The organism is Marinobacter sp. B-12 (assembly GCF_056857915.1).
Window position 1 is genome coordinate 54,705 of record NZ_JBSXOB010000034.1, and the last position, 23,864, is coordinate 78,568.

Annotated in this window: 19 protein-coding genes; 3 read left to right on the forward strand and 16 right to left on the reverse strand. The window is 56.1% G+C overall.

Annotated elements, in window-relative coordinates:
• Positions 1 to 49: 49 nt before the first annotated feature.
• The 10 genes from AC13D2_RS03965 to AC13D2_RS04010 all read right to left on the reverse strand — a co-directional run bounded on the left by AC13D2_RS03965 (position 50) and on the right by AC13D2_RS04010 (position 12,376).
• Positions 50 to 1,273, reverse strand: a complete 1,224-nt coding sequence (locus tag AC13D2_RS03965; RefSeq protein WP_482938243.1) for an ABC transporter substrate-binding protein — start codon at positions 1,271 to 1,273, stop codon at positions 50 to 52.
• Positions 1,274 to 1,406: 133 nt separating this feature from the next.
• Positions 1,407 to 3,017, reverse strand: a complete 1,611-nt coding sequence (locus AC13D2_RS03970) for a long-chain-fatty-acid--CoA ligase (protein ID WP_300496246.1) — start codon at positions 3,015 to 3,017, stop codon at positions 1,407 to 1,409.
• 36 nt (positions 3,018 to 3,053) lie between these two features.
• Positions 3,054 to 3,416: a DUF6285 domain-containing protein gene (locus AC13D2_RS03975; RefSeq protein WP_300496244.1), complete on the reverse strand. Its 363-nt coding sequence runs from the start codon at positions 3,414 to 3,416 to the stop codon at positions 3,054 to 3,056.
• Positions 3,413 to 4,438, reverse strand: coding sequence for a phosphotransferase family protein (locus AC13D2_RS03980; RefSeq protein ID WP_300496241.1), 1,026 nt, complete (start codon positions 4,436 to 4,438; stop codon positions 3,413 to 3,415). The genes AC13D2_RS03975 and AC13D2_RS03980 overlap by 4 nt, the downstream gene beginning before the upstream one ends.
• Positions 4,438 to 5,643, reverse strand: a complete 1,206-nt coding sequence (locus tag AC13D2_RS03985) for an acyl-CoA dehydrogenase family protein (protein ID WP_300496239.1) — start codon at positions 5,641 to 5,643, stop codon at positions 4,438 to 4,440. The genes AC13D2_RS03980 and AC13D2_RS03985 overlap by 1 nt, the downstream gene beginning before the upstream one ends.
• A 10-nt stretch (positions 5,644 to 5,653) precedes the next feature.
• On the reverse strand, positions 5,654 to 6,454 hold the full coding sequence (locus AC13D2_RS03990) for an SDR family NAD(P)-dependent oxidoreductase (RefSeq protein ID WP_292048165.1): 801 nt from the start codon (positions 6,452 to 6,454) through the stop codon (positions 5,654 to 5,656).
• Between the two features lie 192 nt (positions 6,455 to 6,646).
• Positions 6,647 to 7,273 (reverse strand): condensin complex protein MksE, encoded by a 627-nt coding sequence (locus AC13D2_RS03995; RefSeq protein ID WP_292048166.1) that lies wholly within the window; start codon positions 7,271 to 7,273, stop codon positions 6,647 to 6,649.
• Complete coding sequence (locus tag AC13D2_RS04000; RefSeq protein ID WP_292048167.1) at positions 7,266 to 8,666, reverse strand: hypothetical protein; 1,401 nt, start codon at positions 8,664 to 8,666, stop codon at positions 7,266 to 7,268. Before AC13D2_RS04000 ends, AC13D2_RS03995 begins: the two co-directional genes overlap by 8 nt.
• Complete coding sequence (locus tag AC13D2_RS04005; RefSeq protein ID WP_300496235.1) at positions 8,659 to 11,601, reverse strand: coiled-coil domain-containing protein; 2,943 nt, start codon at positions 11,599 to 11,601, stop codon at positions 8,659 to 8,661. The genes AC13D2_RS04000 and AC13D2_RS04005 overlap by 8 nt, the downstream gene beginning before the upstream one ends.
• Positions 11,594 to 12,376 carry a hypothetical protein gene (locus tag AC13D2_RS04010; RefSeq protein WP_292048169.1) on the reverse strand — a complete coding sequence of 261 codons (783 nt, stop codon included), beginning with the start codon at positions 12,374 to 12,376 and terminating at the stop codon, positions 11,594 to 11,596. The genes AC13D2_RS04005 and AC13D2_RS04010 overlap by 8 nt, the downstream gene beginning before the upstream one ends.
• Positions 12,377 to 12,488: 112 nt before the next feature.
• On the opposite strand from AC13D2_RS04010, the gene AC13D2_RS04015 reads away from it, so the two are divergent.
• Entirely contained in the window at positions 12,489 to 12,713 is a 225-nt protein-coding gene (locus AC13D2_RS04015) for an addiction module protein (RefSeq protein WP_292048170.1), read from the forward strand.
• A complete protein-coding gene (locus AC13D2_RS04020) occupies positions 12,713 to 13,003 on the forward strand; it encodes a type II toxin-antitoxin system RelE/ParE family toxin (protein WP_292048171.1) in 291 nt (96 codons plus the stop codon). The genes AC13D2_RS04015 and AC13D2_RS04020 overlap by 1 nt, the downstream gene beginning before the upstream one ends.
• A 32-nt stretch (positions 13,004 to 13,035) precedes the next feature.
• Here AC13D2_RS04020 and AC13D2_RS04025 read toward each other — a convergent pair whose 3' ends face one another.
• Positions 13,036 to 13,659: a virulence RhuM family protein gene (locus AC13D2_RS04025; protein WP_292048172.1), complete on the reverse strand. Its 624-nt coding sequence runs from the start codon at positions 13,657 to 13,659 to the stop codon at positions 13,036 to 13,038.
• 168 nt (positions 13,660 to 13,827) lie between these two features.
• Here AC13D2_RS04025 and AC13D2_RS04030 point away from each other — a divergent pair, with 168 nt between their 5' ends.
• Positions 13,828 to 14,646 carry an SDR family NAD(P)-dependent oxidoreductase gene (locus tag AC13D2_RS04030; RefSeq protein WP_292048173.1) on the forward strand — a complete coding sequence of 273 codons (819 nt, stop codon included), beginning with the start codon at positions 13,828 to 13,830 and terminating at the stop codon, positions 14,644 to 14,646.
• A gap of 26 nt (positions 14,647 to 14,672) precedes the next feature.
• On the opposite strand, the gene AC13D2_RS04035 is transcribed toward AC13D2_RS04030, so the two are convergent.
• The 5 genes from AC13D2_RS04035 to AC13D2_RS04055 form a co-directional block, all read right to left on the reverse strand.
• Positions 14,673 to 18,521: a DUF3427 domain-containing protein gene (locus AC13D2_RS04035; RefSeq protein WP_292048174.1), complete on the reverse strand. Its 3,849-nt coding sequence runs from the start codon at positions 18,519 to 18,521 to the stop codon at positions 14,673 to 14,675.
• A gap of 115 nt (positions 18,522 to 18,636) precedes the next feature.
• Complete coding sequence (locus tag AC13D2_RS04040) at positions 18,637 to 21,276, reverse strand: AAA family ATPase (protein ID WP_292048175.1); 2,640 nt, start codon at positions 21,274 to 21,276, stop codon at positions 18,637 to 18,639.
• Positions 21,273 to 22,400, reverse strand: coding sequence for a metallophosphoesterase family protein (locus tag AC13D2_RS04045; protein WP_292048176.1), 1,128 nt, complete (start codon positions 22,398 to 22,400; stop codon positions 21,273 to 21,275). Before AC13D2_RS04045 ends, AC13D2_RS04040 begins: the two co-directional genes overlap by 4 nt.
• A 176-nt stretch (positions 22,401 to 22,576) precedes the next feature.
• Positions 22,577 to 23,287: a hypothetical protein gene (locus AC13D2_RS04050; protein WP_292048177.1), complete on the reverse strand. Its 711-nt coding sequence runs from the start codon at positions 23,285 to 23,287 to the stop codon at positions 22,577 to 22,579.
• The gene (locus tag AC13D2_RS04055; protein ID WP_292048178.1) at positions 23,284 to 23,844 is read right to left on the reverse strand and encodes a hypothetical protein; all 561 of its coding nucleotides are present in this window, start codon (positions 23,842 to 23,844) and stop codon (positions 23,284 to 23,286) included. Before AC13D2_RS04055 ends, AC13D2_RS04050 begins: the two co-directional genes overlap by 4 nt.
• Positions 23,845 to 23,864: the final 20 nt, after the last annotated feature.

The following is a 23,864-nucleotide window of genomic DNA, read 5'->3' on the forward strand; positions in this document are numbered from 1 at the left end:
TCGTGGCGCCCCGAAGGACGCCACGGCAAGCAAAAGAACAACCGTCAGATCAAAGCTTGCAACCGGTCTCTTCGACGGTGCGGGCTACTTTTTCGCCGTCAAATATCTGCAGGTTGTTCAGCGTGCGGATACCGTGTTCCGGATGCATGGGGCCAGAAACACCCCAGTTCGGGCTGACCATAGCCTGGTTATCGCCCTTGCGGAACGTGACCGTTCCGTTCGGGGCTTCCATGCTCATGCCGCTAAGCGCCTTGGCAACTGCAGGGCCCTCGGTGCTACCGGCGGCTTCCATTGCCTGCTTATAAGCGTACATCGCGGCATACGCACCCTCGGCGTTATAGCTCGGCGGATTGCCGTAGGCGTCAAGGTAGGCTTTCACGAAGCGCTCGTTGATGTCGTTATCGTAGGCCTCGTACCAGTATCGTGTAGACAGGTGCACGCCCTCAGGCATTTCTTCACCCAGTGCAGTCAGTACTTCCGTCGCGGCGCCAACGGTAAACATTACCTCCAGGTCCTTTTCAAAGAACCCACGGGTATTCGCCTGGCGGACAAAATTGACCAGGTCACCACCCCAGACAGAGATCAGAACGCCCTCGGCGTCAGAATCCATCACCCTGTCAATGAACGGGGTGAAATCCTCGGCGCCGAAGCGCGGGAAGTTGGTCTCCGACATCAGGTTGACGTCGGGATTGATCTCTTTGAGATAGTTTCCGAAGAATTCCCAGGACTGATGGCCGAAGGCATAGTCCGGACCAATGGTGGTCCAGTTGGTGGCATCGGTTTCTGCTGCGACCAGAGCAGCGGCTTTCATGTTCTGGGCCACGTTGACACTGATGCGATAGGTGAACGAATTACACAGCTTGCCGGTGACATCCGGCGTGGCAGCGTGGGTAATGATCAGGGGCTTTTGGAACTCCGGCATGGTTGGAACCATACCCTGGGCCACGCCGGAGCTGTCCAGGCCCACGAGTGCGTCCACACCCTCCGAGTACACCAGTTTGCGGGCAGCCTGAATGGCTACCGACGCCTTCCCCTGAGTGTCCTCGTAAACCATTTCGACCTGGCGACCCAGAATGCCGCCGGAGCCGTTGATTTCATCCACCGCCAGGTCTATGCCTTTCTGGGCAAACTCACCGTAGGTGGCGGCGCTGCCAGAGAGAATGTAGAGGCCTCCGATCCGGATCGGGTCATCGGCATAACTGATACCTGCGGTACCAAGCGTAGCGGTTGCGGTCATCGCAACCATGAGTTTCTTGATGCTTATTGATTTCATGTTAATGCTCCTGTGTTCTTGTCTTTGTTGTCACTGGAACGTCCAGGCCTGTTGAATCAAGCCGGGATTTCATAGTCGTAAGTTCGTCGTTCGCGTTATCGCAACCTCCTGCTGACCATGGTCAGCGCAGTCATCAGGACAACGTGTCCCTTAGAATGTTCTTTCGGATCTTGCCAGTGGCTGTCTTGGGCAACTCACCCAACACGATCTTTCGGGGCGCCTTGAAGTGCGCCATTTGTTCTCGACAAAAAGCGATGATCTCCTCGGGCGTGAGCTCCTCTCCATCATCGATCGGATTGATAAAGGCGCAGGGGACCTCCCCCCATTTTTCATCGGCCATTGCGACCACTGCCGCCTCAGACACTTTCGGGTGCCGGTATAGCACCTCCTCCACTTCCAGACTGGAGATGTTTTCGCCGCCGGAGATGATCACATCCTTGGCCCGGTCGCGGATTTCGACATAATGATCCGGGTGCATGACAGCCAGGTCACCGGTGTGGAACCATCCGTCGCTGAACGCCTCTTCTGTGGCTTCTTCATTCTTCAGGTACCCCTTCATCACCGTGTTGCCGCGGACACAGATCTCGCCCATGACATTTCCGTCAGCAGGTACTGCTTCTCCGCTGACCATATCCAGCACTGCAACTTCATCCAGGCCGTGCGTGGGAACGCCCTGGCGGGACATTTTTTTCGCCCGATCCTCCAGTGGCAACTGCTGCCATTCCGGCTGGGGCACACACAGTGTCGAAGGGCCGAACGTTTCGGTCAGGCCATACAGGTGAGTAATCTGGAAGCCAATCTCCTCTGCCTTGCGGATGACACTGCTGGGGGGCGCTGCGCCACCGAGAGCAAATCGGGCCGGCCGGGACAGTGTCAGGCTCGCCCGCCCCAGGTCCTGTATCAGCAGGTTCATCACCACCGGCGCCCCACACATGTGGGTCACACCGTAGTCTTCAATCCGGCGGTAGATCTCCTGACTATTTACCTCCCGAAGACACACGTGAGTACCCCCGACGGCGGTGATTGCCCAGGTATAGGCCCAGCCATTGCAATGGAACATCGGCAGTGTCCACAGGTAGACCGTCTCGGCCGTCATGTCGAAAGCCATGGCGTTGGTCATGGCCGCAAGGTAGGCACCGCGATGGTGGTAAACCACGCCTTTTGGATTGCCGGTGGTTCCAGAGGTGTAATTCAGGGAAATAGCGTCCCACTCGTCTGCCGCATGCTGCCAGCCAGCCTCGGCATCGCCTTCCTGCAGCAAGGCTTCGTAATCAAGATCCGCCAGCCCCTGGCTCTTCCCGGCCTTGCTATCGATGGCCACCAACAAGGGATTAACCTCAAGCTCGGCCACAGCGGCCCGTACCTGCTCTTCCCATTGGGTGTCGTAAAACAGAACCCGGGCCTCACCATGAGCCAGGATAAACGACAGGGCCCCGGCATCCAGACGGATGTTGATGGCGTTAAGTACCCCTCCGGACATAGGCACGGAGTAATGGGCCTCAAGCATTTCGTGGGAGTTTGGACACAGGATTGCGACCGTGTCGCCCGTCTCGATACCGCGGCGACTCAGCGCACTCGCCATCTGGCGGCAGCGAGCGTAAAGCTCCCTGTAAGACAGGTTCATATCGTCGTCAATCACCGCCAATTTGTCCGGGTACACCCGAGCCGACCGCTGTAGCAGCGTGAGCGGGGTGAGTGGCGAATAGTTTGCGGTGGTCTTGTTCAGGTTCTTGTACTTGTTCATGTCGCACCCATATCAAACCGTCCGGGATTGCCCGGGTTATTTCAGGTAGCCCGGATTGTTTACTTTCAGCCTTGTCTCCGTCATAGCGCGAAGAACCGTTCGCAACTCACGGTCACCGCCGTCGAGAGTGCGCTCACGAAGCACCCTGGCCAGGGTCTGTTCACCTTGCCCTGATTCCTCCGTCAACGCGTGACCGGCCAGAAAACGGGAAAGCATGACGTCAGTTGTTTCGGGCTCCCCCGCCTCCCGCAACTCCTGTTCCCGGATGGCCATACCCATGGCATTGGCGATCATCAATGCCTCGTATTTGCGCTCTCCACCGAGCTCTGGAACCAGTGAATCGAGCAACACCTTGCGAGCCTCGGCTAGCAGGTCACGGGTCTCAGGTCGATTGATCATTGCCCATCCTCCAATTCCTGAATCTGGTTCAGCAGGTCGTATTCCATCTGAGCCACCATGCGTCCGGTCAACGCCAGCTCGAGCGAGCGCTGCTCACCCGACATGTGACGACGCGCCTGTTGCAAGGCGATAGCGGCCCAGCGCACCAGTGCCATGACCTCCCAGTAGCTCACGATTGCCGGACTAATACTGATTCCGGTTACCTCCCGGTAGCCGTCCAGAAGATCCTGTTTATATCCAATTCCGCCCACTTCCCGCTCATCAGCACCAAAGCGCCAACTGCGGCTGCAGAGCCATCCCAGATCCTCGCAAGGGTCGCTCCAGGCGGCGAATTCCCAATCCAGAATGGCCGTCAGTCTGTCGCCGCTGAGCATGTAATTGCCGGTTCGGAAATCGCAGTGACATAGAACAGTGGGGCCTGGTTCCGGTGCATTGTCTTCAAGCCAGTTCAATGCCCATTCCAGCACCGGGTGTGGCTCACCAATTTCTTCCAGATAGCGGCGATAAAGAGCCACCCGACTCAGGGCCGGATTGTCCGGATTGGGCATCGCCAGGAACTCCAGCGAATCGTCCGGCGGCCGCACGCTGTGAAGACTGGCTAGCTCAGCGCCGAACCGTCGAACCAGGGCGCGGCGCTGCTCGTCACTGAAATTCGACTTGACCAGCTTGCGTGGTGACGCACTCCCGGCGGCACGGCTCATGACGTAGAACACCTGCCCGGTGACCGCCGTATCCTCACACAGCCAGAGAGGTTCAGGGGTGGTCACTCCGGCACCAAAGGCTGCCTGCAGTACCCGAAACTCCTGTGGCCTGCTCAAGCTCTCCGCCACGCCGGACGGTGCGTCCTGTCGCACTACAAATTCGTGCCGCCCAGGACGGTTGCCACCTTCCAAATCCAGCGTCAGCCCGAAGTTATCCTGAATCGCCCCTCCGGAAAGCTTGTCGAAAGAGACGACCGTTGCGTCGGAGGCTCCGGTCTGCCGCGATATGAAAGTGGCAAAGGTATCCTCAAGTGCAGACATCAGGCTTCGACTCCCCAGTGCCAGAAGTCTGTACGTTCAGCCAACAACGTTTTCGAAAACACCATTTTGTGCACCTCAGACGCACCATCCACTAGCCGCGCCTGGCGAGCATAGCGGTAGATCCATTCCAGCGGGGTATCTTTGGAATAGCCCCGGGCTCCACAGAGCTGAATCGCAGTATCCACTGCCTTGTGAAGCGTATCGGCCACAGCAACCTTTGCCATGGACACCTCCTTGCGTGCAAAATCACCCTGGTCCAGTTTCCACGCGGCATGCATGGTCAGCAGACGGCCAATCTGTATTTCCATCGCAGCTTCGCCCAACAACCACTGAACACCTTCACGCTGGGCCAACGGCTGACCGAAAGACTCCCGGTTATCAACATACTCGGTAGCAATTTCCAAAGAACGACGGGCCAGGCCCAGCCAGCGCATGCAGTGAGTGAGGCGCGCGGTGCCTAAACGAATTTGAGTCAGCTTTAGACCATCGCCGACTTCCATCAGGCGATTCTCATCCGGAATTTCCAAACCATCGAACTTTAGTTCGCAATGGCCGCCATGTTCCTCCGGCCCCATGATCGGTATCCGGCGAACGATCTCCCAGCCCGGATCATCCTTGTGGAAAAGAAAGGCGCTCAGGCCCTTGCGCGTGTCGTCAGACGTCCGTGCAATCAGAATGAAATGAGATGCTTCGGCGGCGCCGGTAATAAAATGTTTGTGACCCTGGATCACCCACCTGTCACCTTTGCGCGTGGCAGTAGTCTGCATCATCCCGGGATCAGATCCGCAGCCAGGAGCCGGCTCAGTCATGACAAACGAGGAGCGTACCCTGCCCTCCACCACGGGCTTGAGCCAACGTTCCTGCTGTGCTTTGGTCGCCACCTTCCCCAGTACCGTCATGTTGCCGTCGTCCGGGGCTGCGGCATTGAAGACCACCGGCCCGAAAATCGAACGGTTCATTTCCTCGTAACACGCCGCCATACCGACGATGTCGAGCCCCTGGCCTCCCAGGTCCTCAGGAATCTGTAAGCACCACAGGCCCTGCTGCTTTGCCTTGGCACGCATCTTCTCGAGATAGTCCGGTGCAATGTTTTCATGCTCATCGTAGGCCTCCGCGTTCTGCTCCAGCGGTAACAGCTCCTGATCGACAAAGTCCCGGATGCGTTTCCGGTACGACTCGTTCCTGGGGTTCAGATTGAAATCCACAGCCCGCTCCTTAAAGGGAAGATTGAAGATGACCGCCATCCACCACGAGGGTGCTGCCAGTCATGTAGTCCGAGAGTTCTGAAGCCAAAAGCAATAATGGGCCGCTCAAATCGCCCGCCTGTCCCAGGCGGCGCTGGGGAATGCGGCGAATCATTTTCTGGCCGGGTTCACTGGCAAAGAAATCACGGTTCAGATCGGTTTCGATGTAACCCGGCGCCAATGTGTTAACACGGATACCGTAACGCGCCCATTCCAACGCAAGGGCACGGGTCAGTTGCTCAACACCAGCCTTGGCTGCGGCATAAGGTGCCACGTTGCCGGCCACGCGATGACCAAGGATGGAGGAAATCATGATGATGCTGCCGCCCCGATTCAGCTTGGAAAGACGGCGTGCCGCTTCAGTGCACACCAGCCAGGAGCCCTTGAGGTTGGTGTCGACCACCCGGTCCCAGTCTGACCCCGTCAGGTCCATCGCTTTTTTGCTAGTGGCTACGCCAGCATTGGAGACCACCACATCCGGAATACCAGCGTCGTCCGCCATGGTATCGAACGCCTCGGCAACACTTGCCTCGTCGGTGACGTCCATAGTCACGACATGAATATGGCTAGCATATTCGGGAAAACTGGCACTGAGTGACTCGAGCGCTTCGCGGCGGCGACCACTGACGATGACGGTTGCACCGGCTTCAAGCAGACACTGGGTGAAATTCTGGCCCAAGCCACCAGCAGCTCCGGTGACTAACGCAGTCTTACCCTTCATGCTCAGGGAGCGGTTCGTGTTGTCGGGGTTCGTATTATCGGAATTGTTCATATCTCGACCTCCTGAACACAAAATAGAGCGAGCGCTCGATTTATGCAAGTAAGAAAGAGAAAAATTCAAAGGCAATATACAAATGTTGAAGGGGTTATTCAGGGAGGATGTATTCTATGGTGTCCGGTTTTGGGAACACCAGGAACCAAAACCTGGAATCGGATGACACGCCTTGATACCGTAATCCTACGTCTACCCCTGCTCATACTCCCGCACCAGCTCCTGAAGAAAATACAGGCCAGCGGAACTCAGAAAGCAGCGCCCGGCCCCAGCGCGAAACATCAGATTGCGTTTATCCAGATAATCCAGGGCTTCCGGCACCCCTTTTTCAAAGCGTGCCGCCCGCAGAATTTCCTGATACTCCTCATCGCCTTCCAACGCCGCAAGATCCTGCTCATTCAATCCGGCGTCGGGCCGGCCAAGGTATTCGAGGTCCCGACCACTCCTCGCGAAGTAACGCCCGATCAGCAGCAGTATCACCTGCACCCGGAAAGCGTTTTCATCGTGCTCTTCGCTCTCGTCGTCACTGCTTTCCTTCAGAAAGAAAAACGCACCGGTCTCGTTGAACACCAGTTCGCTGCCCAGGTGCTCGTAGAAGGTCCGGAAGTGGGACAGATGGTTGTACAGCAGGTTATAGAGCGGATTGGCGCGCAACTCGGAGCGGTTGTTGTCCCACACATCCCGCACAATCACCCGGCCGGCCTGGAATTCCCGGTAGATGGCCGCGCTGTGAGCCGGCAGGATCTGCTCGAAGCTGCTCGAACTGTGGGAATGGTCCGGGGATTCGGTGGTTTCCACCGCGTCAGAGAATTCAGGCATAGTATTGCTCCAGGCGGCGCTTGCGGTACACAAACTGCTCGCTGTCGGATGACTGGTCGAGGATTCGGAAACGGTTGGTGGTCACCACCTGCAGACCCTCCGGCGGCGAGTTGACCAGACGGTTAAGGGCCGCCAACAAATCAGGAAAGCGATAACCAGGGATAAAACCGTCCAGCCGGCCGTGTAGTTCCCGCACCAGATCGGTGGTGGGTCGCAGTTCCAGGGTTTCCAGCCACTGATACAGCTGGTTGATACGCTGAACATCAATGCGGGTGTGGCGGCCGCTGCCGTCTACTTCCTGCAGAACCGGCACCTCGGCTTTGCGGCGAAGATCGTTCAGGCGCAGGTTCAGTTCGCTAAACAACAACTGATAGTAGCTGGACGATTCACCAAAGGCGTAATGTTTCGGGCGCTGCTGAGCTCGCAGGCCGACCAGGAAGCCGGTGCTGCGGGCAAAGTCCCCGCCTTCCAGCCACTTTCGTTTCAGGCTGAGGGTCTCGGTTTCGCCCTTGAGTTCCTGCAGCTTGCCGTAGAAATGCTCCATGGCGTTGTACTGAACCATGCCCTGGCGAGTCTTGCGCAGGAAGTGCTCCACCTCCTGGGCCACCGCCGCAATCGGTTTATAAAGTGCATTAAGGCTGATGGAGGATCGGAACAACTGGTCCGCCAGGCTTTGGTCGTCGTGATTTTCCAACAGCCGGACGATGGCTTCCAGGGTCTCGAACAGGTTGCTGCCATCGGGCAGTCGCGTGTCCGGGTTCAGAAACACCAGGGTCGGTTTGATGTGGCGCTCGTACAGGGTAACGATCTGCTCAAACAGGTTCTGGCGGAACTCCAGGTATTTCTCCGGCGCCCGGCTGGCGTCGCCGGACAGATCCGCAAGTTGGGCACTGATGGTCTGCATGCGCAGCACATTCTGGCGCAGCAGGCCGATGAGCTGACTGACCCGTTCGTTCAGATCGTCCCGCAGTTCGGTGTAGTCCGCGTCCGCATCGCTGAAGCTGCTGGTTTCCAAGCGATTACGCACATCGCGCAAGGTCACCAGATGGCCTCTCAGCCTGGCATCGGTCAGTTCCTGGTACAGCGACGCATTGCAGGCCCGCATCAGGTTGATTACAGCATCCTGGAATACCAGTCGCCGCTCGCCCTCGGCCTTTATGATGTCTATCACCAGGCCGCTGCGGAACAGATTGTCGGTATTCAACGCCAGCCTCACCCGGGCCCGGTCGGCCTTGCCGAGGGTGCGGGTGTAGTCCATCACCTCGGCCACCAGATCACTCTCGCGAATGTAGCGGGCCTCGTTCCGGTCCATCCACTCGATCATCCGGAACAGAATCTTCGGGTGCTCGAACAGCAGCCGAGTGGTGTCCAGGGTGCTGAAGCGTTTACTCATCCGCCGGCTCCAGCAGGCTATTCTGGGTGTGGTCCCCCCAGTGACTGAGCGATTCGCCGTTGGTGAACCCCTCGGCACCGCCCCAGAACACCAGGGTGCGCTGGGGACTGTAAGGCCGTGCCGTGCGCATCTGCCCTACTTCCAGATGCCGGCCGATCAGGTAAATCACCTCCGCGCTGGCGCTGTGGGTGGCCGCCGAGAACAGATTGAAACCCTGATTGCACAACCGATCCAGCAGCGACGGCATCTGGCTGATGTCCACGCTGGCCAGCTCGTCCAGCACCATGGGGAACGACAGCTGCACGCCCGGGTACAGCACCCGTTTCAGTAGCCGATACACCAGCTCCAGATTGATCAGCGCCGTGGTGGAGGTGGACTGGCCCTTCTTGTCCAGGTTCGCGGCGTTTTCCTTGCGGGTGCGGTAGGAAATGCCGGTGATCACCCGGTCCATGGTCAGGCGCTTGCTGCCGCCCTGCTCCCCGAAAAAGTCCGCCACAAACACCCGCAAGCGGTCGTAAAAGGCATCGGACTGCAGCTGGTTGCCATAGGGGTCGATGTTGTTGGCTTCTTCCACCAGATTGCGGAATTTCGGGTCGGTGTGGATATCCACCCGGATTTCCACCAAATCGTTGATACGCACGCCATCCAGTTCACGGTTCAGCTGCGCCTCGAAACGGGCAATGTGCTCGTGGTTGGATTTCAGGGCCTGGCGGTAGCTCGCTACAGTCTCGTTGTGGATACCAACCTGCTGTTCCAGCACGTTCCAGCGCTCGGCCATGCCGGCAAAAAGATCCGACAGACTTTTGAACGTCTCCCGGATGACCGATGAAGCCGGGCCGTCTTTCTGTAACTCACCTTCGGCATCGTCATGGATGCCCAGATAGACGAACTGACGCAGGTGGTCGAGGATACTGCGGCGGCGCTCTTCCAGGTCGTCCAGCTGGGTTTGTAGGTCGTCAAACGCGGCGACAGACACCTGCTCGATATCCAGCGGCTGCTCCGCTTCCGCCGTTTTCAGGTGCGGGAAGCGGTGCTCCACGGTGCCCACGCTACGGCTGAGGCCTGCTAGCTCCCGTTCCCGCTCTTCGACACGTTCCTTCTCGGCCTTGGCTTTGGCAGCCTTCTGCTGCACCGCATCCTGCTTTTCCTGCTCCAGCCGGGCCTGTTCTTCCAGCTTGGCCAACTGTTCTGCAGCCGCCTGCTTTTCCTCGGTGGCGTCCCGCAGGGTGGTCGCGGCTGACGGGTAACGGCTCAGGGTGTCCAGATCCTTCTCGATGGCGCGGATTTCCTTTTCCGTGCGTTCAATCAGCCGTGGCCGGTCATGCTCCTGATTGGCGGTGTCCGCCAGCTCGGAGCGCTCCTTTTCCAGGCCATGAAGCTCGCCTTCGATATGCCGGCGCTGCTCTGCGAAGTCAGTCTGCCGGGCCGGCTGGGCCTGGTACTCGGCGTCAAACCAGTCAAAGCCTCTATCATTGGGCACAAACAGCCGAGCAAAAGCTTCAATGGTGGCCTTACTGTCGGCGTCCAGATCCTGGCCCGGGCTGGCCATTACCAAACGGGCGTCCACAGCCCGCAGCGGTGCCGCCGCGGCCTCGTCCAGTTGGTTCTGCAACTGCCATTGCTGCTTGCTTTCCCGATCCTTCAGGGTGTCGAGTTTGCGTTCCAGTTCCTGCTTGTTGCGCTGGATCTGCTCCAGCCGGATCTCCGCCTGGGCGGAACTTTTCAAGGCGGCCAGATGCCCTTTCTTGCCTTCGAGTTCCTCCTTCTGGATGTCCTCGATTTCCTGCAGGGTGTTATCACCGTATTGGGACAGCAGCAGTTCGCCATCTTTCTGATTCTGCTCCGCCTGCTTGATGCGACGGTCGGCGGAACGAATCTCGCCTTTCAGGCCGCTGGCGTCCTGCTCCAGTTTTTTCAGGGCCTGAAGCACATGGCGCAGGGTCTCGTTCTGTTCATTGAACGCCTCCACCGCAGTTTTGCGTCGGGCGCCGATGTCCTGCAGGGCATTCGCTACCCCATCCCGAAACGCGGCAAAGTCGTGCTGGCTGCGAAGCAGGGTCTGGTAGGCCCAATAATCCCTCTGCAGCTTTTCAAACCGTGTGCGCTCTTTCTCGATCTGGTTCAGTTGTGTTTGCTGCTGCTTTAACTGGTCATGCCGGTTTAGGAAGTCGTCGATATTGAAATCAAAGGCGTCATCCGCAAACTTCTTGTCCGCCTCAATAATACTGGCCACCGCATTGGCCATGGCCTGATCGTCCGCCTTCATCTCAAACAACAGCAGAATCAGCGTGCGCAGCGACTGCACCCGGCGCTCGTCGGATTCGCCCAGGGGCAGCACGGAATAACGCACCGCATCCGCGTTCATCAACTCGCTGCTGTACAGCATCTGTTTGAGTTTGGCCGGATCATTCACCAGCCGGGTGTCTTTGGAGAGCTTTTTCAGGTTCTCTGACAGACGGCTGAACGACAATTCCGGAACCGCCTGCCCGATACCGTCCTCATCATCACCGTTCCAGAACAGGGGCCGCAGCTGGTCGTAACCCACCGGCACAAAAGCGCGGCCGTAACTGAGCTGGCTGGCGCTGTCCCGATACAGAATCTGGCAATGCACCCCGGCCGGGTTCTCAGCCTCCATAATCAAAAAACTGAACTGGCTGGGAAAGTAATGCTGGTAGCTTTCCTCGTTGGTGTAGAAGCTGCCAGCGCTGGCATTGCGGAAGGCGAATTTTTTGCGGCTGTTCTTGAAGTTGTTCTCCGGCAACAGAAACAGGCGCAGCGAATTCAACAGGCTGGATTTACCAAGATTGCCAGGCCCCAGAATCAGGCCGTGGTTGTCCACCGGAATTTCCACGTAACAAAAGCCGGCGGAATCCACCAGCACCAAGCGACGTACACCAAAGGTGAAATTGCTCGGGCTCCCCTGGAAGTCACTCATCCAGAATCATCTCCTGTTCCATGAATTTGCCGGTCGATCGAAATGCCTCTGCCAGGGCCATAAAGCCAAAACCCTCTGCCAGCGATACCGCTCTTGTAAACCGTTCAGTACTGTCCGGTATCTTGCAGAACTGGCTCAGCCAGGGTTGCCAGTCGCGCGGCTGCACAAACCTGGCTTTATCACCGAGAGAGGCTGTCATCGTCGAGAACATTTGCAGACCACCCGCATCATAATCGAATGCGCAAAATACGTCTTCGTAGCCGGCCAACCAGTCAAGAACCACGCCCCGAGTAATCCGGTTGCCACCGCCCAACACCACGTCGCAGTTCGTTAGCCGCACATGCCTTCCCAGTGCCTCACTGGCAAAGTCGAGCATCTGTAAATACTGGTAGAAATTACGCTCGTTCTCCACCAACAGCACGGACCGGGCCCGGTGAAACCCCATATCGACGGAATCCGTCCCGATAACAGCCACATCCGGCCTGCCGGACGCCAGCACCTGATGGTAAACGAGTAGAAAACTGACCTCAGTGCCGTGGCGGTGGGAGTTGCCCTTTTTTGCTGCGTCTACCCGGCTTACCGGAACCTGCGCTACATTCTGCAGCTCTGCGAAAGCGGTTTCATCCAGGATCGTGACTATCCACCTGTTGGTCTGGACCTTATCCGTTGCAAAGATGTCCCGATGGCGGTGCCGAAACGACTCCGGAAGTTTCTTCAGGAACGCTTCATAGTTAATGGGCTGGCCATGGAGGATTTTCTCAAGGTAGTCGTTCAAGGGCGCACCACGGTTATTCTTGGAGTTGCGTATGAGCTGGGGAGCAAAATAACTCATAAAGCGTTAATATGGATACAATACATGGCCCCTCACCACTCTTGGAGCAAACACTATGCGCCTTCAGGATTTAATTGACGAGGCTAGCGCTCTCCCCGTCGACGAACGAGCGCTGGTTGTAGAATCACTATTGAAAAGCCTAAACCCAATCGAAGCCGGTATCGACGAAAAATGGGTAGAGGTTGCCGAGAGCCGCCTGGACGAACTGGATTCCGGCAAGGTAAACCCAGTGCCCGGCGACGAGGTTTTCAGAAAAATTCGGAGCAGGCTGTACAAATAATGGATTATTCCTTTCACCCCGCAGCGGAAGCGGAATTGAATGATGCAATCGATTATTACGAATCGATCCAAGCAGGCCTCGGAATCGATCTGGCCGAGGAAGTCGAGCAAGCAGTAGCGAGAGCTGTCAAATTTCCCCAGGCCTGGAGCTTCATTCGGAAACCTGTTCGTCGCTCACTCGTCAAACGATTTCCCTACGGCGTTCTTTACGTTGAGGAGAAGAACAGCATTTTCGTTCTTGCTGTTATGAATCTTCATCGTGAACCAGATTATTGGAAAAACCGGCAATAACCGAGGATTCCTCGGAAGTTACCTCCCCGTCCTCAGGGTGAGAGCGTTACCAACCCTCTAGCTTTACGCCGTTTTCTTTGAGGTAATCGCCTTCTCTCTCCAGTGAGCAGGCCCTCATCGTAACGTTGCAGAAGAAGAAAGGTCTGGGCATAGCGGCTGACGATATCCACCAGGCCCCGACCGCTGTTGGTGTCCAACGAAGGACTCTGGGCAGCCTTGCGAACCAGTGTTAAAGCCGCTTCCAATTCCTGGGCATTTTCTTCGAAGCGCTGGCGGTTCAGTGTCCAGCCCTGGGTTAGGTGCTCACGTAGAATACGGGTGGCCCATATTCTGAACTGGGTTGCGCGGGCGGAACTGATTCGATAACCCACGGAAATCACCGCGTCCATACTGTAATGCTTTCGCTTACGTTTGACCTCCCGACCGCCCTCCGATTGAACTTGTAAGAAATCCTTACAAGTTGCGGCCTCCACCAGCTCACCTTCCGCATAGATGTTCTTCAGGTGCATTGTGATGTTCTGGGGCTTTACGCAAAACAACGTACCCATTTGTGCCTGAGTTAACCACAGGGTTCCCTGGCCGGCATCCAGACGCACCTCGACCGCGTGATCGGCATTTTCATAGATAACAATGGGGCTGCTGTTTTCTTCGCTCATGCTATTTCTCCATCCTTGAGGGTCTACAATTGAATTCCACTGCTGGGACGTTGGCGCAAGCCCATGCCGTAATAAACTGAACAACGATTCTAAGGTCGTAAAGACATTAATGGTAGCAGCAGGCAATAAGGCACGTTGAATGAATAGAAACCTGATGCGGATATTGTGATGACGAAACTAGCCCTGATAACCGGCGCCAGTGCCGGCATTGGCCGTGAGGCCTGCGCTCTCTTTGCCCGGAAGGGCTACAGGGTTATCGCCCTGTCCCGACAGCCAAGTGGCGTTGAATCCGCAGCTCTGGAGCTGTCGCTGGATCTTGAGTCCTTTGAGCAGATCGAAGGCCTTGCCGGCACGCTGGAGGCAGAAATTGCGGGAGCCGAGCGGGTTATTCTGGTCAACAACTCCGGTTACGGGCAATTCGGCGCGCTCCGCGACCTGTCCGAATCCATGTGGCAAAAGCAATTCAGCACCCACGTATTCGGCCCCATTAAGCTGGCTGCTGTCTGTCTGAGGGTCTGCGAACACCACGGCATACCCTTGCGGGTCATCGCGGTTAGCTCTGTTCTCTCCATCGCGCCCCAGAAAATGAAAGGCGCTTACTGTGCCGCCAAATCCGCGATGAACACGGTCCATGAAAGCTTCTGGTTTGATGAACAGGGCAGCAAAAGCCTGGAAAGTGTGTCGCTGGTGCTTCCGGGACCCGTGGCAACCCGATTCAGGGAACATGCCCTGACCGCATTACAGCCTGTGCTTCGCCTGGCGAGTGCGGTGCATCGGGAAAAGTACGAGGCAATGGAGGCAGCTCTTGCGCCAGGCGCCAGAATGAAGCCATTTACCGCCAGTGCGTTGGACGTCGCCAATAAGATTGTCAAGGCTGCAGAAGCGGCGCGTCCCAAGCCTCGGTATCTGGTTACACCGCAGACTTATATTGCTGCGTTTATCACCCGAGTTATGCCCCACTCGTTTCAGCGGAGAATATTGAGGTAGAGGCCTCGGGTTGTCGTCATGGTGCTTTAACCCGTCGAACTAAGCCGGAATGTCACGCTCATTGGGCTGCTGCCCTCATGGCTCTGATACTCAACAGGGCCAAAATAAATGAAGGGCGCTGCTTTACCATTGCGCAGCTTATTTTCACGGACAAAAAGGTGCACTGAGAGTCCAAGCTTTTTGTGGTCGATCAGTTCCCTTCCGCGCTTGCTTTGAGGCGTGGTTGAGTTCTGGCTCTGCCAATGGAAAGTGTTCTCATCAATCCAGTGATCAACGTAGCGGTGCTGAGCACCTTTACCCTGTTTGTTCAGCGTCACAAGCAAAATATGAGCATTCGCGTCTTTTAGAAATATATGCCCACTTTGCCAATTGCCAGGATTAAAAGTCGCTCCGAATAACTCCGGAATTTTCTCTCTCGGAATGTCCTGTCCGACAGCCATTTCCAACGGATCTATAATCTCGCAAAAGCGCGCGAATGTTCGAAACTGTTCAATCAGCTCAGGAGTGACAGTAATATCTTCATACTCAGGGTTAGCAGCTTCAAGGAGATATTCACCGACCGGGGATTTGCGCACTGTCCGCAGAAGATACTGGGTGTCACCTGTCTCATCGAGCCGTTCAATAGCTAGCGTCTTGTTGGTAATTGATCCGGCTTGATTAGGATTCATTTGCTCAAGTAAAAGATAATCCCCATCTTGGATCGGCTGCTTGCCACCATTCATAGAGTTACCGGATGCTCTAGCGATAAAATGGCGATTTGGCTCTATTCGTCCCTGGCCCTCTCTGATAGACCTGTACTCTGGCTCCTCGGCCTGACTACTTCTGAAGTGGCCACATGCGATCTTCAACGATGGAAAGTAAGGCAACTCCGTTCCAGAAGGAGTAATCGGGACAACATTTTCAGAGGACGACTGCTCGTGTTTGGTTGACTGCCGCGCTTCATAGGAGGCCAGGCGATAATCGATTAACTCCTGCACCATCTCCTCGAAAGGCGGAATATGATCACCTTCAAGCACAATAACTGGCTTAAATTGATCGTACTCAACCTCAAAAACTGCTGGAGACTTGTTGGTCCAATGATCAACAGGATTCCTCTTCCAGTACTGCTGCCATTGCGCCGAGGAGCCATCAACGTTTTTTACTGAATCGGCAATCTCTTGATACAGCCTCGGCCTGCGCTTTAATGTCTGCCATGAGGCTTGGGCAAGTTTCGAGAGCAGTGGTGGATTCCGCCACCCACCTAACTGCTGGAACGCGTCTAGCAAAATCATTTTGAATGATTTGCTCATAGCCGTTGTTTCAACTTCCAGCAAAAACGATTCGTAGTTGGTTAAAAGTTCGGTCTCAATATCAGTGAGGTCATCCATATCGCGCACTAACCCAAACCAGCTTCCGTGCAGTTTTCGGGTTTTAGCGATACTGGCACCGAAGTGATAGTACTCGGTGAGTGTTGGGCGGCGACCAAATGTATCTTTCAGTGCCTGATAGTCTTTCTCAGCGCCCTGATGATCAAGACCTTTCAGGAAGTCGATCACTTCCAGGTCGTAATTAATAAAGCATCCGTCTGGCAGGTCCAACTGATTCTTCTCAGCTTTCCTAGCAAACTCTGCTAACTGTCTGTGATTCATCGCCTGACCAATGAGCGCCTGAGGTTTATGCAGGAAACTCTGATGGTTACCAACGAAATCCAGAATCACAAGCTTGTCTTTGCCAGTGGCCGCACTTTTCCGTAGGCCTCGACCGATCTGCTGGAGGAAAAGGATCTTGGATTCCGTTGGGCGCAAGAGCAGCACCGTATCAATAGCGGGCAGATCGACACCCTCGTTGAATAGGTCAACGGAAAAAATCACATCGAGCTGACCGTTCTCCAACTTCTCCAAGGCCTCGCCACGGGACATCTCTGATTCACCATGGACGGCTGCAGACCTTACGCCCTTTTTAGAGAATTGATCTGCCATGAAATCGGCATGAACCCGCGAAACACAAAACGCCAAAGTCCGGCTTTGCTTCTGCTCGCCCCATACCCTATGCACGTGTTTGGCACGTCCGTATGTAGCCAGTTTATTCGCAAGCAGATTTGGATCGAACTTTCCATTACGCCAGGGAATCTCCGTGTAATCGACAGTCTCGTCGTAGATGCCGTAGTAGTGAAACGGCACCAGGAATTGTCCATTAACACCCTCGAACAACGGATACTCGAATACCAAGTTGTCATCACATAACGACAAGATATCGGAACGGTCCGTGCGATCTGGCGTCGCCGTTAATCCCAGCAGGAACTGGGGCGCGAAATAACTCAGAAGCCGATGATAGACAGGAGCGGCGGCATGGTGGAATTCATCGACTACGATGTAATCGAAATGGCGTGGGTCGAATCGTTCCAAATGGGTTTCTTTGCCGAGCGTCTGTACCGAAGCACAAAGGATATCCACTGTCCGATCGCGCTGCTTACCCATGTAAAAGCCAACGCGGCTATTCGGCTTGATCCGCAAATAGGTTTCAGCCGCCTGATAAAGAATTTCTTCGCGGTGGGCAACAAAAAGAATTCGACGGGCACCCATTTGAACGGCGTCAAACGCAGATAGCCAGGTTTTACCTAAGCCCGTTGCTAACACGACCAAACCTCTGCGGTAACCTTCTACGCGGGTCAGTGCCAGCGCCTCTAGCGCTTCTTGTTGCACGTCATTAGGTGTCGGAACTTCCTGTTTCTCATCACTGCCCGGTTCCAGTGACTGTTCTGGTGGCTTTCTCCGTCTCTCGTACTCATCGATCCAGTTGTCAGTGAGTGGCACAACATTTGGGTGCTGAAACAGTTCATCGAACCTACTGGCAGCCTCGAGGTACCCAGAGTCGGGCGGGAAATCTACCTGATAATTCCATTCCAATCCGTCCTGAAGCGCTTGTCGGCTGATATTGCTAGAACCTATAAACGCCCTGCCCCACATTTGCTGATTCTCAACATGGCCAGCGAAGAGGTAAGCTTTCAAATGAAAACTGCTCCCCTGGCTCTGGTAAACACGCACCTGAGCTCCATGGTCATGCAACAGAACAAGCTTTCTGAGCGCCTCAGAATCAGTGATATCCAGATAATCGCTTGTGAGAATGCGGATACGGGCCGGATCAGATTCTCGCTGGAGCGCGCCCACCAAATCAGGGAACAATAGATTCAAGCCAGTAGTTTTCACAAACGCTACGGCCATATCTATTCGATCAGCAGATTTGATTGCCTGGCACAATTTCGGCAGAAAATGATGATCTTTACTGCCCGTCGTTAACTTATTCGGTGAAGCCGGCGCCTTGCTCAAAAGAACATTCAACCACTGCTCATTTCTATCGGGTCTTTGATCATCAGTGCGCCACATTCGACAAGCTTCAAATCCTGGCAAGTCCTTTATCCAATGCTCCGCAATAGATTCGTCAACGTCAGTAAAGTGCCGGCCTTTGTCGCTACGTTCGCCCTTCCCAACTTTGAAACTCATGTAGAAAACACCATCCGGTTTCAGGGCAACCCACAACCGGCCAATGGCTTCCGGAACCTCGGCGAGGGGCAAATGCAGGAGGCTGGCACAGGCCCAGATACCATCGTAAGTACTGGATTCGTGTAGATCCGAGAAATAACGATGCTGAACCGATAAGCCGGTCTTTTCGCTGGCTAGAGAAGCAATGGCGCCCGAACCATCAAACGCAGAAACACGGAAACCCTGCCGATTGAAAAACAACGCATCCCGGCCAGAACCACAGCCCGCATCTAGAATGTGTCCACCTTCGAGAACTAGCGGCAGGAACTCCTGGTATAGATCTTTCATGCTGACTTCAAACGTTGACTCGACAAACTCATCGACATGGCTGTCGTAATAGCTCAGCGTATCCTGCATTAGGTAGTTCCCTTGCGACTAATTAGCCTGGAGTCGATCTGGACCAGGCTACCAGGCAGACAAGACGCGGCCAACAGACTCTTGGATGTTATCCAAGCCAAACCTGCTACAGGGACTACGCTCGCTGCTCTTTCGAAGCCTGAATATCCACAGGCGCCACCCCCAGGTCCTGCCACTTCTCCGGATGGCAGGTAAACAGCAGTATCTGATGCCGGCTGGCCGCATCGAACAAAATGCGCTTCATATCTTCCAGGCGCTCGCTGTCGCTATGCACCAGGGTGTCGTCCAGTATCACCAGTGTCGGCCTTCCTGCTTCGCGCAGCAGGTCGGCGTAGGCCAGGCGGCTGATCAGTCCCATCTGTTCCCGCGCACCAAAACTCAGTTCGGTGATCTGCCCCAGTTCGCTGCCGCGGCTGAAGGTGCCCGGCCGTAGCTGTTCGTCGACTTCCAGTGAGGCTTCCGGGAAAAGTACCGACAGGTAATGGTTGAGGTGCTTTTGCAACGGTGCCTGCAGGCGGCGTGTGAGGGCCTGGCGTTTTTCTGTGAGCAGGGTCAGCAGCAAATCCAGTGCCTGGGCGCGGCGGTGCAATTCCTGATAGCGGCGGTTGCATTGGTCGAGCTCTGCCTCTTTTTCGTTGAGCTGTTCTTCCAGCCCTTCGGCACCCCAGGCCTCCAGCCTGACTTTGATATCCCTGAGCTCACGCCCGCGGTTCTCCTGGGTTTGGCGCAGGTGATTGGCTGCGTTCTGGTAGCGTTCGATGTCCTGTTTGAGAAAGTCCGGGCGGGCTTCGCGGATTTCCCGTTCGCGACGTTCGAGGCTGGCTTCCAGTTCGGTCTGTTGTTTTTCGATGTTCGCCAGGTCGGTGGTTATCTTCTGCAGTTTCTGCTGCCGTTCCGGCCTCTTTTCTTCATCTGCCAGTCGCTGCCATTCGGTTTTGGCGTTGTCCCGGGCCTGTTTCCTGGCGGACAGCGCCGCCTGGTGCTCTCGGTCATCCGCTTCGGCCTTATCCAGCGCGGTGCCCGCCTGAACGAAAGCAGCCTCTGCTTCTTCCAGGGCGGGTGCGTTCTCTTTCGGGTCCGGTTCTGGCGTGGCCTGCAATTGGCTTCTGGCTTTCTCCAGTTCGCTTTCTGCCTCGCTCTGTTCAGAGACCAATTGTTCAATGCCCGCCGGTGCGACGGATTTGAACAACTCTTCGGCGTGCTTCAGGGTTCTTTCGGCACTTTCAAAGGTTGAAAGTCGGTCCTCTGCCTGTTCCACCGATGTCACACCCAGGGCCTTCAACTGTTCAGTAAAGCTGTCCTCGAGGGTTTTGAGCTTCCTGCGAGTGCTGGCCAGCTCTTCACCACCGGGCGTTATGCCCAGGGTACCCACGCCGGGGATGACCAGAGTGGATTCCTCCAGAAGCTGCTGCTCGCCTTGCCCGATCAGCTGCTCGTTGTTCAGCGCTAATGACGCGCTGGCTTCCAACTGCCAGCTCAATCGGGTGGCGATGGTGCGTGAACGGATGGCTTCTTCGTTCAGCTGGTTCGCGGTCGCTTTCAGGCTTTTGACCGCAGCAGAATCAATCCGGTTTTCTCTGACCTGCTGCCTGGCCTGCTCCAACTGCTGGTGGTAGTCCTTCGCTTTGGCGAGGTTTTGGGTCAGCGCTTGTTTGTGCTGCTCAAGCCGGCGGACGTCCTGCTCCAGCCGTTCCCGGGTTTGTAGCAAACCCGCAAGCTTGCGTTGCTTTTCCGCCTGTTCATAGGCGGTTCTGGTTTCGGCCAATCGGCCTGCAATTGCCGGGCTCTGTGCTTCCGCAACCCTGAGGTCGCGCTCGGCCCGTTCCAGTTCGGCCTTTCGGCCCTCCAACTGGCGACTCAGCCCTTCCAGATGTTCTTTGTTCTGCTGCAGCAATCGGTGGTTTTGCTGCAGCTGGGAAAGCGTGGCCTTTTCCTGTGCTTGCTGTTGCTCCAGGCGCTCGACCTGCTGATAGCGGGTGCGGGCTTCCTCCAGCTGTCGCTGGGCCTCTTCCCAGGGGCGTTCGGCCTCCGCCTGATCGTAGTCGTGGGCGAGCTTGCCGAGCCGGTCGACCTGTTCCTGGTATTGGTGCACCCGTTCCTTCAGCTCTTCGATCTCACGCTCATACCGGGCGCGGTCTTTTTCCAGTTGCAGGTAATCGCCTCGGGGTTTACCGGTTCCGGTCAGCAGGGTGTCACGCTGGCTGCGAACAGTCTCGATCAGGTCGTCGCCCCCGGAACTGGCCACCTCTCCGACCATGGAATTCAACGCAGATTTGAGGTGATCGCCGGCATGCTCTATGGCCTGCTCGATGTCCTGCCCGGTGCCCTGCTCCACCCACAGCAGCCCCGGTATGCCCCAGTGTTCGGCTTTGCTGGCGCCCCGTTTCGGGTATTGATAGCCCAACAACTCGGCCAGTTTCTCTTCCGCGTCGTCTTCGCTGTAGGTTTCGGTGCCGACGGTCAGGTCGCAGCGTTTGCGCTGGAGAAAGCTCTTGGTGAGATGCCAGTTCCGGTTGTCGTGCTCGAAATCCAGTTCAACGGTGGGCGCTGCGGCAGAGTCGCCCCAGGGGCGCAGGTCGTCAACGGCCGTTGAGCGATAGCGCTCGAAAAAGGCCGCACGGATCGACCGCACCAGGGTGCTTTTGCCGGACTCATTGGGGCCGTGAATCAGGTTGAGACCGGGTTGCAGGTTGTCCAGAACGAAGGGTTTGCGGAACTGGCGTAGCTGCTCAATGCGCATTCGCTGCAGTTTCACTGGCTGGCCTCCTGTTCCCGCTCTCTGAGCAACCCGGCCAGAATCGCCAGCGCATCCCGGGCGGCATCATCCTGTGTGTCTTCCTGCCCTTGACCTTGCCGCAGGCTCTCAATCACCTCGCCCACATAACCATCGGCTTTCAGGGCGGCAATGTCCTCATCGGTAGGGGCAAGTCGCAAGCCGCTGCGCTCGCAGCGAAGGCTGCGGAACCTGGCTTCAGCAACCGACAGCGCCTTCAACAGTGTTTCCTCACCGGCCAGGGTCACCGAGCCTTCAAGGCGCAGGTCGACCACGGCGGATTCGGGCAAGGCGTCCAGGCGCGCCAGCAGTTGTTCAAGATCGGAGTGGACGGCCAGGGTTTCCCGCCACTGGTGCCATTGATAACGCCCTGTCGGTATTCGTGTGACCGTGGGGGTTGATCCTGATTCGGAAACTTCAACCATCAGGGCATTGCCTGCTTCGTTGTTCCGGAACCGTTCCGGCTCGGGGGTGCCGCTGTACCAGGTGCAGTCATTGATCTGTTTGGTTCCGTGCCAGTCACCCAGCGCGAGGTAATCAAGCCGGCTGACTTCGGCACGGTCTGGCGCGATGGGATTGGTGGAGTCTATCTCTTCGTGCAGCAGGCCCTGGACACTGCCGTGGGCCAGGCCAATCCGAAGGAAACCTTCCGGCGACTGGTAGCCACTGAACGGCTCGGTCAGATCGCCGTAGGTATTACGCTGGGTCAGCGGCGCGCAGAGAATGCTGAGTTTCTGAGGCTCCAGATCGATGACGCCGGGCTGAAGTGCAAGGTGTACGTTCTCAGGCACAGCACCCAGGCGCTGGGCCCGGGTCCATACGCTCTCTGCCAGGGCGGCATCGTGGTTGCCGGGCAGCATGACCCAGGGGCCCGTAAAGCCCTTGGTGGCGTTGAACACCCGGCGAATGGTGCGGTCGGACACCGTTTGTGCATCAAAGACATCACCGGCCACCAATACCGCATCGCACTGGTGTTCATTGGCCAGCTGCGCCAGTTTCTCAATGGCCTCAAACCGGGCCTCGACCAGCGCGGCGCCGTCTTCGGTTTCAAAACGGGTAAACGCCCGGCCCATCTGCCAGTCTGCGGTGTGCAAAAACGTTGGCATTTTATGTCCCTGAGAGATCTGGAAATTTTGGCGTTATTCTAGACTACCCGCCAAGACTTTACAGACGAGATGCGACAATGAACGTCGTTCTGGAGGAGATGGTTTGCTTCGGATGCTACACGGAGCTCAACCGGCACGCCGCATACTTGAACTTCGGAAAACACTATCGCTTCGCATCAATGCCCAAAATGGGTCAGAGTTTCAATCCGCTCAAACAAGATTTGCTCTCGCTCTGCATTGCCACCCGCCTGGCTGTTAACGGCGTACTCAAAGTTGGTGTCTTGCAATAATTGGCTGAATTCCTCTGCCAGGTAACCTCGTAATTCTTCAGGCGCAGTTTTGACCTCATCGATCAATGACTCACGGCCATCAATCAACGTGAGCAAGTCTTCGATGTCGTGGCTCGAGAGCGGGTCGCCCTTACCTCGGCCCTTGTATGCCTCCAACTTTGTCGCCAGAAAATACGGCGGATTTACCAGTCTGACGGAGAGATCGTCAGACAATTCGTAAGGCATGGCAGTCTTCAGCGCATCGCCATACCAACGGTTGCTGAACCCCAGGACCTCTGGATCGTCCGGCATAAAATCCACTCGTAAATCGCCCAGCTTCATAGCACACACGGGGGCGCTTTCTTCCGGGTCTGGCGGCATGTCTTTAAAGCCTTTTGCTCTCAATACCTGCTGTAAAGTATGAAATCCCGGATAGCCCATTACATGGACGATCAGATCCACATCCTCGGTGTGGCGAACTTTCTCAAGTACGAACTCATCGGTTAATAAGAAGCTGGTGGTGCAACCTCCTACGAAGGCCACCTGCTCTCGCAGGTCGGGGCCAAGCGCCTCAGCAACTTTGCCGACCATCCACTTTTGTAACGTCGGTATGCTCATTCACTCACTTCCATGTGTTTTTTTAACAGGTCTTTTGCCAGATTTGCCTCACGCGGGCTGCCTATGCGTATTGCGTCTACCAGAGCCAGTAATGCGTAAAGCTCCGGGTCCCGGCGAACCGCGTGGCCTAGAGTTTTAAATAAAGGGGCAATCTCCAAGCCTTTGTTTTTGCCTCGCGCATCTGGCCATACTGGTAAAAGTTCGCCTGCGCTGAACACTCGATTTTCCAGCACGGGTGCGGCGAATGCAGTACCAATACCCCGCACTAACTGACCGGGTTTGGCAGGAAACACGTACTTGGCACCGTAGACGATGAATTCAAACAGGCTTTTTGTGTTAACACGAGGCACGCCGGAATTGCGATCCTTTTTAGCAAGGCCAACCTCAAAACAGCGGCGCAGTGAGTTGCTGACCTGGGATTTCCCGATGCCTGTTTCCAACTCGAGATTTCGCACTGTGTAGGCTGATGTGTCTACAACGCCTTCTGTCGCTTCTTGCTTTCGCAGCGAAACCAACTTAAGCAACAGGCCGAGATCTTGACTCTTGATTCCATCCATAGGCTGGATGTCCCTAGTTT

Excerpts from the sequence above, each read along its gene's own strand:
- AC13D2_RS04000 (WP_292048167.1), bottom strand. The coding sequence starts at position 8,666 with ATGAGTAAACGCTTCAGCACCCTGGACACCACTCGGCTGCTGTTCGAG.
- AC13D2_RS04030 (WP_292048173.1), top strand. The coding sequence starts at position 13,828 with ATGACGAAACTAGCCCTGATAACCGGCGCCAGTGCCGGCATTGGCCGT.
- AC13D2_RS04055 (WP_292048178.1), bottom strand. The coding sequence starts at position 23,844 with ATGGATGGAATCAAGAGTCAAGATCTCGGCCTGTTGCTTAAGTTGGTT.
- AC13D2_RS04035 (WP_292048174.1), bottom strand. The coding sequence starts at position 18,521 with ATGCAGGATACGCTGAGCTATTACGACAGCCATGTCGATGAGTTTGTC.
- AC13D2_RS04005 (WP_300496235.1), bottom strand. The coding sequence starts at position 11,601 with ATGAGTGACTTCCAGGGGAGCCCGAGCAATTTCACCTTTGGTGTACGT.
- AC13D2_RS03980 (WP_300496241.1), bottom strand. The coding sequence starts at position 4,438 with ATGTCTGCACTTGAGGATACCTTTGCCACTTTCATATCGCGGCAGACC.
- AC13D2_RS04045 (WP_292048176.1), bottom strand. The coding sequence starts at position 22,400 with ATGCCAACGTTTTTGCACACCGCAGACTGGCAGATGGGCCGGGCGTTT.
- AC13D2_RS03970 (WP_300496246.1), bottom strand. The coding sequence starts at position 3,017 with ATGAACAAGTACAAGAACCTGAACAAGACCACCGCAAACTATTCGCCA.
- AC13D2_RS04050 (WP_292048177.1), bottom strand. The coding sequence starts at position 23,287 with ATGAGCATACCGACGTTACAAAAGTGGATGGTCGGCAAAGTTGCTGAG.
- AC13D2_RS04025 (WP_292048172.1), bottom strand. The coding sequence starts at position 13,659 with ATGAGCGAAGAAAACAGCAGCCCCATTGTTATCTATGAAAATGCCGAT.
- AC13D2_RS03995 (WP_292048166.1), bottom strand. The coding sequence starts at position 7,273 with ATGCCTGAATTCTCTGACGCGGTGGAAACCACCGAATCCCCGGACCAT.
- AC13D2_RS03965 (WP_482938243.1), bottom strand. The coding sequence starts at position 1,273 with ATGAAATCAATAAGCATCAAGAAACTCATGGTTGCGATGACCGCAACC.
- AC13D2_RS03975 (WP_300496244.1), bottom strand. The coding sequence starts at position 3,416 with ATGATCAATCGACCTGAGACCCGTGACCTGCTAGCCGAGGCTCGCAAG.
- AC13D2_RS03990 (WP_292048165.1), bottom strand. The coding sequence starts at position 6,454 with ATGAACAATTCCGATAATACGAACCCCGACAACACGAACCGCTCCCTG.
- AC13D2_RS04015 (WP_292048170.1), top strand. The coding sequence starts at position 12,489 with ATGCGCCTTCAGGATTTAATTGACGAGGCTAGCGCTCTCCCCGTCGAC.
- AC13D2_RS04020 (WP_292048171.1), top strand. The coding sequence starts at position 12,713 with ATGGATTATTCCTTTCACCCCGCAGCGGAAGCGGAATTGAATGATGCA.